A 12,765-nucleotide genomic window follows, 5' to 3' on the forward strand; every position below is an offset into this window, starting at 1 on the left:
AGATCCTGCATGAGCAAGAAAGTGATCGTCATCGGCGCCGGCATCATCGGCGCCTCGATCGCCTGGCACCTGGCCAAGGCGGGCGCGCAGGTGACGGTCATTGCCGACAGCGCTGCCGGCGGCGTGGCGACGCCGAACTCGTTTGCCTGGATAAATGCCAGCTGGGGCAATCCGGAACCGTATTTCCGGCTGCGCATCCGCTCCATGGCGGAATGGTCGCGGCTGGCGCAGGACCTGCCCGGCCTTCCGCTCGCCTGGTGCGGCGGGCTGTGCTGGGACTTGCCGGCGGACAAATTGGAGGCCTATGCGGCGGAGCATTCGTCCTGGGGTTATGGCATCAGGCGGGTCGACCGCGCCGGCGCGGTCGGCATCGAGCCCAATCTCGCCGGGCTTCCCGACTTTGCCTTACATGTCGCCGAGGAGGGTGTCGCCGAGCCGGTCGCAGCGACGAACGCGCTGCTGGCCGACGCCGAACGGCGCGGTGCGCGCTTCGTCTCCAGCACGGTTACAGCGCTTGTTCAGACCGGGGGCAGGACGACGGGCGTGGACACCGCCCATGGCCTGCTCGCCGCCGACGAGGTGGTGATCGCGGCTGGCGTCGGCTCGCCAGAGATTGCCGCGACGGCCGGCATAAGGCTACCGATCGAAATGCCGCCCGGCCTGATCGTCCATTCGCGGCCTTACAAAAAATTGCTCAACGGGCTGGTGCTGACCGAGCGGCTGCACATGCGCCAGACGGCGCAAGGCCGCATCATCGCCGGATCAGATTTCGGCGGTGCCGATCCGGGGATGGATGCGGCGGCGACGGCGCGCGAGCTGTTTGCGGCGCTGCAGGCCATGCTGCGCGGCGGTGACGGCCTGGAGCTCGATTTCCATACGCTCGGTTACCGGCCGACGCCGATCGACGGCTTCCCGATCATCGGCCGCGCCGAGGGCATGGACGGCCTCTATATCGCGGTCACGCATTCCGGCATCACGCTGGCGCCGGCGGTCGGCTTGTTCGCCGCGCGCGAAATCCTCGACGGCGAGCGTGATCCATTGCTGGCGCCCTATGGGTTGGATCGATTCGCTCAATAGCTTGGTGGACGGCTCTCTACGGCAATTCGCGCCGCGAGGAGGCTACCCGGCCAACGCCAGCTTCGCGGGGGCCGGCGCAAACGGCTGAATATTCATGCCATCCCTGGTCATGGTGATGAAGCTCGATGGCGGGATCGCCTGCCAGTCGCCGCCTTCACGGTCGAAGGGTTCGGAGACGATGCAGCGGCCGCCGCCCTTGGAGGCGGTATAGAGGGTGGGCGCGTGGTCGTCCGTGGCGTAGCGGACCGCGTGGAGCGCCTGCCCGTCGGAAAGGGCGGCCGTCAGCTTCAGCGCCGGCTCGATGCCGGCACGCCGCGAAGCCTCCAGCACGCGGCTGGTGGCACGGGCGACGGCGCCTTGCGGATCGGCGGCCAACCCTTCGTCGATCATCAGGAGAAAAAACAGCTCGGAATCGGTGGTGCCCTCGCGCTGGTCGAAGACGGCGTCGGACAGCGAATTTTCCAGCGCGCGGCGGATCTTCTCGAAGCCGCCGATCTGGCCGTTGTGCATGAACGACCAAGGGCCCGAGATGAAGGGATGGCAATTCATGCGGCTGGTGGCGCCGCCGGTCGAGGCGCGCACATGGGCGAGAAACAATCCGGATTTGATCTGTCGGCACAAGCTCTTCAGATTGGGATCGGACCAGGCCGGCAGGATGTCGCGGTAGAGGCCGGGCTCGGGCCGGTCGCCATACCAGGCAAGGCCGAAACCATCGCCATTGGTCGGCGACTTGGCTTCCTCGGCGCAATGGCTCTGGGCGATCAGCGAGTGGCAGGGCGCCGTGAGGATGTTTTCGAGGAAGACCGCTTCACCGAGATAGGCCGCCCACCGGCACATCGCTTCGTCCGTTCCTAGGCGCGGTCCGGAAGGGCCTTGGGCTCCTTGACCGCGTGCGAACCTCTGTTGTGCGTCCGCTCGTAAAGTTCGCGGACGATTCGGCTGGCGGTAGTCTCGAACAGAAATGGCAAGAAAGCGTGAACGAGGGCGGCCCCGGCGGCCGTCAGCAGGCGCGAGGAAAACCAGGCGGCAAAGGCCATGTGACCGAAATAGGTTTCGCCGACCTTGGCCGGATGGGAGGTGAAAATCCTTGCGACCGACATGCTGCTTCCCCTTCAGCGCTTAAAGTTCCTGATATGGGGTATCCTGGCACGGTTCGTCGGTTCATCGGTCTCAAAATGTCCTTGTATTTTGCTTGTTCGTGGGACAAACATCCCACATGGCCATCGAAATCGACGAAATCGATCGGAAATTGCTCGCCGAATTGCAACGCGACGGCACGTTGTCGGTCGATCAGCTGTCCGAACGGGTAGCCTTGTCGCGCAACGCCTGCTGGCGGCGCGTCAAGCGGCTGGAGGAGGATGGCGTCATCACTGGCCGGGTGGCGTTGGTCGATGCCGAGAAGCTCGGGCTCGGCCTCTCCGTGTTCATCCTGGTCCGGACTTCAAATCATGATCCCGAGTGGTTGCAGAAATTCCGGGCGGCGGTGACAGGCTTTTCCGAGATCACCGGAGTCTACCGCATGTCCGGCGACCTCGACTATGTCTTGCGCGCCCGCGTCGCCGACGTGAAGGCCTATGACCGGCTCTACCAGCGGCTGATCGCCAAGGTGGCGCTGTCGGACGTTTCGGCGTCCTTCGTGATGGAGGAGATCAAGGAGACCACAGTGGTGCCGATGGAAGTGCGCTAAGGATTGGCTCCGGCCATAGTGATGCCCGAAAGAAAGCCGTTGATAGGGTCGAGGGCGAATTGACCGAATCGGCAATCGCGCCGATAGGATCGATTTTATGCGCGCAGCCATCCAAAATTCCTCCGTCATCGGTCCGACCGTCGGCTTCGTAAGGTTGCCGCATGGGGAAGGACTCCCCCTCCCTGCCTATGAAAGCCCCGGCGCCGCCGGCATGGACCTGCGCGCGGCGGTGCCCGACGATCGGCCGCTGCTGATCCTGCCGGGAAAACGTGCGCTGGTGCCGACCGGACTGATCCTGGAAATCCCCGAAGGCATGGAAGGCCAGGTGCGGCCGCGCTCCGGCCTTGCCTTCAAACACGGGCTGACCGTCCTCAACACGCCGGGCACGATCGACAGCGACTATCGCGGCGAGGTGAAGGTGCTGCTGGTCAATCTCGGCGACGAGGATTTTGCGGTGACGCGCGGCATGCGCATCGCCCAGATCGTGTTCGCCGCGGTGACGCAGGCGGGCGTCGAAGAGCGCGCCCTGGCCGGCGGCACGGCGCGCGGTTCGGGCGGGTTCGGCTCGACCGGCACGGCCTGATGAACATACCGAAACTTGTCATCTTCGACTGCGACGGGATTCTGGTCGATACCGAGAACCTGGCCAACCGGCGTCTCGCCGAATGGCTGAGCGAAGCCGGGTATCCCACCAGCTTTGAACATTGCCGCAAGAACTTCTCCGGCCGCAGCATGGTCTCAGTGCAGAAGCAGATCGAAGAAGAGACCAGCGTCAGGCTCGGCGCCGACTTCGTCGAGCGCTGGAATGCAGGGCTGCCGGACCTGTTCGCCCATGGGGTCGAGGCGATTCCCTATGTCCGGGAGTTCGTCGAGGCTGTCCGCGCGGCCGGCATCGCCTATTGCGTCGCCACCTCGGCCAGGGTGTCGAAAATGCACATCACGCTTGGCCAGACCGGCCTGCTGCCGCTGTTCGAACATGCGATGTTTTCCTCGACCATGGTCGCGCGCGGCAAGCCGTTTCCGGACCTGTTCCTGCATGCGGCCAAGACGATGGGCTTTGCGCCTGCCGACTGCATCGTCATCGAGGACAGCGTCGCCGGCACGCAGGCCGGCATCGCCGCCGGCATGCGGGTATTTTCCTATCATGGCGATCCCTACAGCGACCGTGACGGCTTGATGCGAGCCGGCGGCATCCTGTTCGACGACATGCGCACACTGGCCGGACTGGTGCCAATCCACTGATCTGGACCGTTTTTCTGGGGTTGCGAGGACGCGCCGGACGAATTGTCAGCAGAGAACGCGAAACGCTTCTGAGCCAACCGCATTCGTTTGCCCGGGCAAGGCGGGCAAGCTAAAATCCGCGCCATCGCACTCAACACGATGGGGGAACTTCCATGGACAAGGGCAAGATCTTTCGCGACCTGCATGCCTCGACCTTCGTCATGCCCAACCCTTGGGACGTCGGCACGACGAAGCTGCTTGGATCCTTCGGTTTCAAGGCGCTGGCGACGACCAGCGCCGGTTTCGCCTTCTCGCGCGGCCTGCCGGACGGCGCGGTGACCTTCGACCAGATGATCCATCATTGCCGCGAGGTGACGGCGGCAACCGAGCTGCCGGTTTCGGCCGACCTCGAACGCGGCAAGGGCGACAGCGCCGAGCAGGCCGCCGAAACCATCTTCGCGGCTGAAGCCGCCGGCCTTGCCGGCTGCTCGATCGAGGACCACACCGGCGACCCGAACAAGCCGATCTATGATTTTTCGCACGCGGTGGAGCGCGTCGCGGCGGCGGCGGAAGCGGCCCGCGCGCTGAAACGCGATTTCGTCTTCACCGCGCGGGCGGAGAACTTCCTCTGGGGCAAGTCCGACCTCGACGACACGATCAAGCGGCTGCAGGCATTCGAGAAGGCGGGCGCCGACGTGCTCTACGCGCCGGGCATCGGCGACGTCGAGATGGTGCGCACGGTCTGCTCGGCGGTGAGCAAGCCGGTCAACGTCATGGCAAGGCCCGACTTCACCATTGCCGATCTGACCGCGGCCGGGGCAAAGCGCGTTTCGCTTGGGCCGTGGCTCACCAACTTCGCCTATGGCATGCTGGAAACGGCGGCGCGCGAGATCCAGCAGGACGGCACGTTCGGCTTCGCCCGCGCCGCCATGCCCTTCGGCAAGTTGCAGGCGCTGTTTGGCAAATCGGGATAAGCGGGCCGGACACATGACGCTGACCGTCGTCGACATGCACACCGGCGGCGAGCCGCTGAGGATCGTCACCGGGGGTTATCCCGATATCCCGAAGGGCACGATCCTGGAAAAGCGCGCCTATGTGCGCGACCATCTCGATCATCTCCGGAAAATCCTGATGTTCGAGCCACGCGGACATTACGAGATGTACGGCGCGCTGCTGGTCGAGCCCGATTTGCCGGGCGCCGACCTTGCCGTGCTGTTCATGCACAATGAGGGCTATTCGACCATGTGCGGCCACGCCATCGTCGCGCTCGGCCGCTATGCCGTCGACGAAGGGCTGGTGGCCAAGCAGGAACCGGTGACGATGGTCAACATCGAGGCGCCCTGCGGCATGGTCGTCGCCTCGGTCGAAGTGCGCGACCGCAAGGCGGGTGCTGTGTCGTTCGACAGCGTGCCGGCTTTCTTGTTCGCACGCGACCGCAGGATCGAGCTGCCCGGCTACGGCGCGATCGGCTTCGGCATCGCCTATGGCGGCGCCTTCTACGCGCTGGCCGACTGCCACCAGTTCGGATTGGAATTCGGCCGCGATCGGGTGCGCGATTTCGTCGATGCGGCGACGGCGCTGACCGAAAGGCTGAAGCAGGAATTCCCCCTGTCACACCCCGACCATGTCGACCTCGCCTTTCTCTACGGCACCATTTTGACGGACGGGCGGGATACGTTTTCGGGTGAGCCGACGAAAAACGTCTGCGTCTTCGCCGAGGCGCAGGTCGACCGGTCGCCGACCGGCTCCGGCGTCACCGCCCGGCTGGCGGCGATGCATGCCAAGGGCGAGATCGCAACAGGCCAGACACGCACTTTCGAGAGCATCGCCGGCTCGCGCTTTTCCGGCGCGGTGGCGCGGACGGCGAAAGCCGGACCGCATGAAGCGATCATCGCCCGCGTCGGCGGCCGCGCCTACTATTGCGGCCGGGCGGAATTCATCGTCGAGCCCGACGACGAACTGGGGCGCGGCTTTCTGCTGCGGTAGGGACTGGCGCATCAACGGGACGGCTTGCTCCCCCGATCGGGCCGGGCCGAGATCGCCTTGTGCAGATGCACCATCATGGCTGCGGCGAAGAGCGGCGTCACCAGATTGAGCACCGGCACGGCAAGGAAGGCCGCTATCACCAGGCCGGCGAGAAAGACCGTCCCGGCATGGTGCCGGCGCAAGGCCCTGGCCTCTTCTTCCGGACGGAAGCGCATAGCGGCGAATTCGAAGAACTCGCGCCCAAGCAGGTAGCCGTTGACGATGAAAAAGGCGGCGATGTTGATGCCCGGCACCAGCAGGAGCAGCAGGGCGACGATGTTGCCCAAAACGACGACGCCGAAGAACTTTATCGCCAGCACCAGCGAGCGCAGCGCCGGCATGGCGCGGCCGGGCGGATCGCCGGGATAATCGGTACGCTCCACCACTTCGGCGACATCGTCGAGGAACAGACCGGCGATGACGGCCGTGACCGGCGCGACGAGCAGCGCCATGCCGAAGGCAAGCGCGATGGCCGCGATGATGCCGCCCAGCCAACCGGCCCAGGACGGCAGGCCGGGAAAGAGCGTGTGCAGCCATGGCAGCGCCAGCCACTCGACGAGGCTGGTCAGCCCGAACCACAGGCCGACCAGAGCAAGCACAGTCAGGCCTAGCGTCTTGAGGAAGACGGCGCGGAATTCGGGCGAGAACAACTGGCCGGCGGCGGCGCGGGCGGCGCTGGAGATCACGGTGCTTCCTCGCTTCGGCGGATTGCCCCGGGAGGATAGGCAGCAGGTTCGCCGGTCACAAGCCTCTATTACCTGTCGCGGGGTTCAGGGCGGTTTTCAGGTCTGGAATTCTCCGCATCACCCCTCTTGCGAGCGCCGGCGCCGCCCCTCACTGTCCTGCCGGACATCTCTCCCCGTAGAACGGGGAGAGATGAGCTGGCCGCAACGCCGACGCCTTCATTGCAATGTGGTGGTTTGGCGAACCCGGTGATGACAGCGCCCCTCTCCCCGTCATGTACGGGGAGTTGAGGAGCGGTCCGCGAAGCGGACGAAAAGCCAACTGCTTGGCTTTTCGAGTGACGAACGCCGGCAGGCGGATGAGGGGCAGCGCTACCTCGACAATCGGAGCCATTTGGTCTGAGGCGATTGCCCTGTCTGCCTATTGTGCGAGCGCCGGCTTGCGGGTGGGAATGGTCATGGCCGCGACGCCGGCGACGACGAAGGCCATGCCGAGCCAGGCCGTCGAACCCAGGCTTTCGCCAAGGAAAACGGCGCCGATGCCGACGCCGATCGGCACGCGCAGATAGGCCTGCGAGGTCGTGCCGACCGAGCCCAGCGTGTGGATCAGGCGGAAATAGATGACGAAGGCCAGCGCGGTCGAAAACACCGACAGGCCGAGCAAGGCCAGGATCGACGCCGTCGACGGCGCCAAGGTCCAGGGCTGGTCGACGGCGAGGCTGAGCGGCACCAGGATGACGGCGCCGCAGAGCATCGAGCCGGCGGCGGGCAGCATCGGGTCGAGGCCCTTGAAGCCTCGGCCGAAGATCGCCGCCCCCGCATAGCAGACCGTTGCAAGGACGATGGCAAGCTGCGCCCAAAGTTCATGGCCGAGACCGCCCAGCGCCTGTGTGCCCACGATGAGGCAGATGCCGGCAATGCCGGCGCCGACGCCGATCAGTTTGCGCAGCGTCACCGGTTCATGGCGGGTGATGAGCGCGGTCAACAGGAAGGTGAAGATAGGCGACGTCGCGTTGAGGATGGTGGCGAGGCCGGCATCCACCGAGCGCTCGGCGGCGGCGATCAGGGTGAACGGGATGACGCTGTTGAGGCACGCCTGGAAGGCGAAACGACGCCAGCTCGCTGCATCGCCCGGCATGGCGAGCCCGCGCCAGCGGATGATGGCCAGCAGGATCGCGCCCGCGATCAAGGTGCGGGCGGCGATGAACGTCACCGGCGGGATCGTCTCGACGCCGATCTTGATGAACGTATAGGAGGCGCCCCAAAGCACCGCCAGGAGGGCGAGCAGCGCCAGATCGGTGTTCATGTCGTTTCTTGCAGGCATGGGCTTGCCGCCTTCGGACCGGGATCGAACGGCCCTTTTTAGGCAAAGCCGCGGTAAAATGCTTCGGCCACGACCGAATTGTCGTAGCGCCTAGGCGTCAGGCGATATGAACATGGCCTAGGCAAACCGGTTGCAAATCGCTAGACCCGCGCCCGGCCGGCATGGCAAGAAGCCGGCGCGGATTTTGGCGGAGACATTGATGCCGGACTATGACGTGCTTTGCATCGGCAACGCGATTGTCGACATCATCGCCCAGTGCGAAGAGGAATTCCTGGAGACCAATGGCATCATCAAGGGCGCGATGAACCTCATCGACACGCACCGCGCCGAACTGCTCTACAGCCGCATGGGCCCGGCGATCGAGGCGTCCGGCGGCAGCGCGGGCAACACGGCGGCCGGCGTTGCCTCCTTCGGCGGCCGCGCCGCCTTCTTCGGCAAGGTCTCCAACGACGCGCTCGGTGAGATCTATGCGCATGACATCCATGCCCAGGGCGTCGCCTTCGACACCAAGCCGCTTCAGGGCGAGCCGCCGACGGCGCGCTCGATGATCTTCGTCACCCCCGACGGCGAGCGCTCGATGAACACCTATCTCGGCGCCTGCGTCGAGCTCGGGCCGGAGGATGTCGAGGCCGACAAGGCGTCGGGCGCCAAGGTTACCTATTTCGAGGGCTATCTGTGGGATCCGCCGCGCGCCAAGGAGGCGATCCGGCAGACGGCCAAGCTGGCGCACGCGGCGGGCCGCGAAGTGTCGATGACCTTGTCGGATTCGTTCTGCGTCGACCGCTACCGCGACGAGTTCCTCGAGCTGATGCGCTCGGGCACCGTGGACATCGTCTTCGCCAACAGCCACGAGATCAAGTCGCTCTACCAGACCTCGTCCTTCGACGAGGCGCTGGCCCGGATCCGCAAGGACTGCAAGGTCGCCGCCGTGACGCGCTCGGAAAAAGGATCGGTCATCGCGCGCGGCGACGAGACCGTCGTCATCCAGGCGACCGCCATCAAGGAGCTGGTCGACACGACAGGCGCCGGCGATCTCTACGCTGCCGGTTTCCTGCATGGCTACACGCAAGGCCGCGACCTCAAGACCTGCGGCGATCTCGGCTCACTGGCGGCCGGCCTGGTGATCCAGCAGATCGGGCCGAGGCCAAGGCAGAATCTGCGTCGCGAGGCCGAACTGGCGGGGCTGCTGTAGGGGGGCGGTGAAGCTGCCGATCTCCCCCCTCGTGGGGGAGATCGCCGGCAGGCCAGAGGGGGCGCTGTCCCGCTGGCATCTCCAGGGTTCTACACTGCCGCCAAGCCCGAAATGAACGGCATGAGCGTACTGTCATGTCGGGGCGCCAGTTCGAAGAGTATGGGCACGCGGAAGGGAACCACCGCAACCTAGCGATCCTTCGCGCCCCCCTCTGCCCTGCCGGGCATCTCCCCCACGAGGGGGGAGATCGGCAGCTTCACCGTCGCGCGGCTGTCACACATCGCACCTACACGCAATCGGGGCGTCCTTGACTGACATTTGGGCGCCCTCAGCCAGTTGGGGTGCCAAGATGCAAGACAGCAAGCTGTCGGGCGGCCGGATTTGTTGCCGCCGCGATTTCCGCTTTCCACATTAGAAATTCAGCAACGGGCCGCGATCGGGGAGGAGCGCTCGCGGCCAGAAGACAGACGCATGAACAGATTTCATACAACCAAACAAGACGACTTCGCGGACATGGTCGCGGAGAAGGTCGAGCGGGCGCTTGCCCACTATGACGAGGCCATCAACAAACCCACCATGGTCTCGGTCGGCAAGATCGCCGGCAGCATAGCGTCCGCCCTCACCTTGCTGTCGCCGAAGCATCAGCGCGCCATCGATGCCATCCATGCCGACCTTCCGGGGCTGGCGTCGAAATTCGTGCGTGCGCTGGCCGTGGAAGCCGCGCGCCGCAGCGAAGCCGGCACCGCGGGCGCCACAAATCCGTCGGCGGGTTTCGACGGCCCCGCCTCCCCGCTTCCGCGCACCCAGTCCGACGATCTCGAATCGATGCTGATCGAAGACTGGGCCGGGCGGGTCTCCGGTTCGACCTATCTGGAGGAACACCTGCGCATTGCCCGCTCGACCCTGCACCGCTGGCAAAGGCGGGGCGAGGTGGTCGCCTTGCGCAAGGGCGGCCGCAAGCACGTCTTCCCGCTGGCGCAGTTCGTGGACGGCAGGCCGGTGGCGGGCATTCGAGACGTGCTGTCGTTGATCGGCAATCCGAGGCTGGCATGGCTGTGGCTGACCCGCCCCTCGGCGCTGCTCGACGAGCGCATTCCCATCGACCTGCTGCGGCAAGACCAGGTCAAGGAGGTCGTCGAGGCGGCGCGGGTGTTTTCCGCGGATTAAGCGCGACCAGATCCGCCGCAGCTTTCGCATCCGACGCGCGGACCTTCCTCAGGTCCCCGCCGTGTAGGCCGCGATCGCCGCCATGTTGACGATATCGCTGTCCTTGGCGTTCAGCGAGACGATCTGCACCGGCTTGTTCAGCCCGACCAGCAGCGGGCCGATGACCGTCGAGCCGCCGAGCTCCTGCAGCATCTTGGTGGAGATCGAGGCGGAGTGGAAGGCCGGCATGATCAGCACATTGGCCGGGCCGGTCAGCCTCATGAACGGGTATTGCGCCATGGCACGGGCGTTGAGCGCGACGTCGGCGGCCATCTCGCCGTCATACTCGAAATCGACGCGGCGCTTGTCGAGGATGCGCACGGCTTCCTGGATGCGCTCGGAGCGCTCGCCGTGGGGATGGCCGAAGGTGGAATAGGCGAGCATGGCGAGCCTCGGCTCATAGCCCATGCGGCGGGCAAAGCCTGCCGCTTCCTCCGCGATATCGGCGATCTGCTCGGCGTTCGGCATGTCGTGCACGGCGGTGTCGGCGACGATCACGGTGCGGCCACGTGCCAAAACGATCGACACGCCGATGACGCGGTGGCCCGGCTTGGCGTCGATGACGCGCCTGACATCGTCGAGCGCGGTGGAATAGTTGCGGGTGACGCCGGTGACGATGCCGTCGGCATCCCCCAGCGCCACCATGCAGGCGGCGAAATGGTTGCGGTCGTTGTTGATCAGGCGCTGGCAGTCGCGGAACAGGAAACCTTTGCGCTGCATGCGCTCGTAGAGATAATCGGTATAGACCGAATTGCGGCGCGACAGGCGAGCATTGATGATCTCCAGCCCCTGCTTGTCGAGGTCGATGCCGGCGTGCCTGGCGTTCTCCTTGATGACGTCGTCGCGGCCGAGCAGGATGGCGGTGCCGAGCCGCTGGTTCACATAGGAGACGGCGGCGCGCATCACCTGCTCCTCCTCGCCCTCGGCGAAGACGATGCGCTTGGGCTGGCGGCGCACACGGTCGTAAATGCGCTGCAAGGTCGAGGCGATCGGATCACGGCGGGCCGACAGCTCCTGCGCGTAGCGGTCGAGATCGAGGATCGGCTTGCGGGCGACGCCAGAATCCATCGCCGCCCTGGCGACGGCCAGCGGAATGGCCGAGATCAGGCGCGGATCGAACGGCACCGGGATGATGTAGTTGGGGCCGAATTTCGGCCGGTTGCCCTGGTAGGCTGCGGCGACGTCGTCGGGCACGTCCTTGCGTGCCAGGTCGGCAAGCGCACGCGCGGCGGCGATCTTCATGTCGTCATTGATGGTGGTGGCCCGCACATCCAGCGCGCCGCGGAAAATATAGGGGAAGCCGAGCACGTTGTTGACCTGATTGGGATAATCCGAACGCCCGGTCGCCATGATGGCGTCGGTGCGGATCTCCGCCACTTCCTCGGGCGTGATCTCGGGATCGGGGTTGGCCATGGCGAAGATGATCGGGTTCTTGGCCATGGAACGCACCATGGCGGTGGTCAGCGCGCCCTTGGCGGAAAGGCCGAGGAAGACGTCGGCGCCGTCCAGCGCCTCGGCCAGCGACCGCGCGTCGGTCTTGACCGCATGCGCCGACTTCCACTGGTTCATGCCTTCGGTGCGGCCCTGGAAGACCACGCCCTTGGTGTCGCACAGGATGATGTTTTCGGGCGCAAAGCCCATCGCCTTCATCAGCTCGATACAGGCGATGCCGGCCGCACCGGCGCCGTTGCAGACCATCCTGGTGGTCTTCATGTCGCGGCCGGTGATCTCCAGCGCGTTGATCAGGCCGGCGGCCGAGATGATGGCGGTGCCGTGCTGGTCGTCGTGGAAGACCGGGATGTCCATCAGCTCGCGCAACCGCTGCTCGATGATGAAGCATTCCGGCGCCTTGATGTCCTCCAGGTTGATGCCGCCGAAGGAGGGCCCAAGGAAGCGCACGCAGTTGATGAACTCGTCGGCGTCCTCGGTGTCGACCTCGAGGTCGATGGAATCGACGTCGGCGAAGCGCTTGAACAGCACCGCCTTTCCCTCCATGACCGGCTTGGAGGCCAGCGCGCCGAGATTGCCCAAGCCCAGGATCGCGGTGCCGTTGGAGATGACGGCGACCATGTTGCCGCGCGACGTGTAGTCGAAGGCGCGGCTGGGATCCTCCGCGATGGCCAGTACCGGCACGGCGACGCCAGGCGAATAGGCGAGGCTCAAATCGCGCTGCGTGGCCATCGGCTTGGTGGCGACGATCTCGAGCTTGCCGGGCCGCCCCATGGCGTGGAATTCGAGCGCTTCCTGCGCGCTGACGGACGGACCGCTGTTTTCGGTTTTCCTTGCCATGATGCTTTTGATTTCCTCGCCATGCGGCACCTCCTTGAGGCGGGTGCCTTGTGTGATTCCG

13 protein-coding genes are annotated in these 12,765 nt (G+C 65.5%); 8 read left to right on the top strand and 5 right to left on the bottom strand.

Going from position 1 to position 12,765, the window contains the following annotated elements:
- Nucleotides 1–9 precede the first annotated feature (9 nt).
- A complete protein-coding gene (locus FJ986_RS09925; protein WP_140674147.1) occupies nt 10–1,077 on the top strand; it encodes an FAD-binding oxidoreductase in 1,068 nt (355 codons plus the stop codon).
- 42 nt (nt 1,078–1,119) lie between these two features.
- On the opposite strand, the gene FJ986_RS09930 is transcribed toward FJ986_RS09925, so the two are convergent.
- Entirely contained in the window at nt 1,120–1,914 is a 795-nt protein-coding gene (locus tag FJ986_RS09930; RefSeq protein ID WP_140580523.1) for a class II glutamine amidotransferase, read from the bottom strand.
- Between the two features lie 14 nt (nt 1,915–1,928).
- Complete coding sequence (locus FJ986_RS09935; RefSeq protein ID WP_140512988.1) at nt 1,929–2,177, bottom strand: DUF6356 family protein; 249 nt, start codon at nt 2,175–2,177, stop codon at nt 1,929–1,931.
- A 116-nt stretch (nt 2,178–2,293) separates the two neighbouring features.
- On the opposite strand from FJ986_RS09935, the gene FJ986_RS09940 reads away from it, so the two are divergent.
- From FJ986_RS09940 to FJ986_RS09960, 5 genes are all read left to right on the top strand, one after another.
- Nucleotides 2,294–2,764 carry an Lrp/AsnC family transcriptional regulator gene (locus tag FJ986_RS09940; protein WP_140497095.1) on the top strand — a complete coding sequence of 157 codons (471 nt, stop codon included), beginning with the start codon at nt 2,294–2,296 and terminating at the stop codon, nt 2,762–2,764.
- Between the two features lie 97 nt (nt 2,765–2,861).
- Nucleotides 2,862–3,347, top strand: a complete 486-nt coding sequence (gene dut, locus FJ986_RS09945; RefSeq protein WP_140649441.1) for a dUTP diphosphatase — start codon at nt 2,862–2,864, stop codon at nt 3,345–3,347.
- Nucleotides 3,347–4,006 carry an HAD family phosphatase gene (locus FJ986_RS09950; protein WP_181165289.1) on the top strand — a complete coding sequence of 220 codons (660 nt, stop codon included), beginning with the start codon at nt 3,347–3,349 and terminating at the stop codon, nt 4,004–4,006. Before dut ends, FJ986_RS09950 begins: the two co-directional genes overlap by 1 nt.
- Before the next feature lie 152 nt (nt 4,007–4,158).
- Nucleotides 4,159–4,959: an oxaloacetate decarboxylase gene (locus FJ986_RS09955; RefSeq protein WP_140523629.1), complete on the top strand. Its 801-nt coding sequence runs from the start codon at nt 4,159–4,161 to the stop codon at nt 4,957–4,959.
- A gap of 13 nt (nt 4,960–4,972) precedes the next feature.
- On the top strand, nt 4,973–5,971 hold the full coding sequence (locus FJ986_RS09960) for a proline racemase family protein (RefSeq protein ID WP_140674149.1): 999 nt from the start codon (nt 4,973–4,975) through the stop codon (nt 5,969–5,971).
- Nucleotides 5,972–5,982: 11 nt separating this feature from the next.
- On the opposite strand, the gene FJ986_RS09965 is transcribed toward FJ986_RS09960, so the two are convergent.
- Both FJ986_RS09965 and FJ986_RS09970 read right to left on the bottom strand, forming a co-directional pair.
- Entirely contained in the window at nt 5,983–6,696 is a 714-nt protein-coding gene (locus FJ986_RS09965) for a sulfate transporter family protein (RefSeq protein ID WP_140674151.1), read from the bottom strand.
- A 418-nt stretch (nt 6,697–7,114) separates the two neighbouring features.
- Nucleotides 7,115–7,999, bottom strand: a complete 885-nt coding sequence (locus FJ986_RS09970) for an EamA family transporter (RefSeq protein ID WP_224705481.1) — start codon at nt 7,997–7,999, stop codon at nt 7,115–7,117.
- 217 nt (nt 8,000–8,216) lie between these two features.
- Here FJ986_RS09970 and FJ986_RS09975 point away from each other — a divergent pair, with 217 nt between their 5' ends.
- On the top strand, nt 8,217–9,209 hold the full coding sequence (locus FJ986_RS09975; RefSeq protein WP_140523618.1) for an adenosine kinase: 993 nt from the start codon (nt 8,217–8,219) through the stop codon (nt 9,207–9,209).
- 471 nt (nt 9,210–9,680) lie between these two features.
- A complete protein-coding gene (locus FJ986_RS09980; protein ID WP_140674153.1) occupies nt 9,681–10,376 on the top strand; it encodes a hypothetical protein in 696 nt (231 codons plus the stop codon).
- Between the two features lie 48 nt (nt 10,377–10,424).
- On the opposite strand, the gene FJ986_RS09985 is transcribed toward FJ986_RS09980, so the two are convergent.
- A complete protein-coding gene (locus FJ986_RS09985; RefSeq protein ID WP_140497115.1) occupies nt 10,425–12,704 on the bottom strand; it encodes an NADP-dependent malic enzyme in 2,280 nt (759 codons plus the stop codon).
- Between the last annotated feature and the right edge of the window lie 61 nt (nt 12,705–12,765).

This window comes from Mesorhizobium sp. B1-1-1 (assembly GCF_006442955.1).
In the GTDB taxonomy this organism is placed as follows: Bacteria; Pseudomonadota; Alphaproteobacteria; order Rhizobiales; family Rhizobiaceae; genus Mesorhizobium.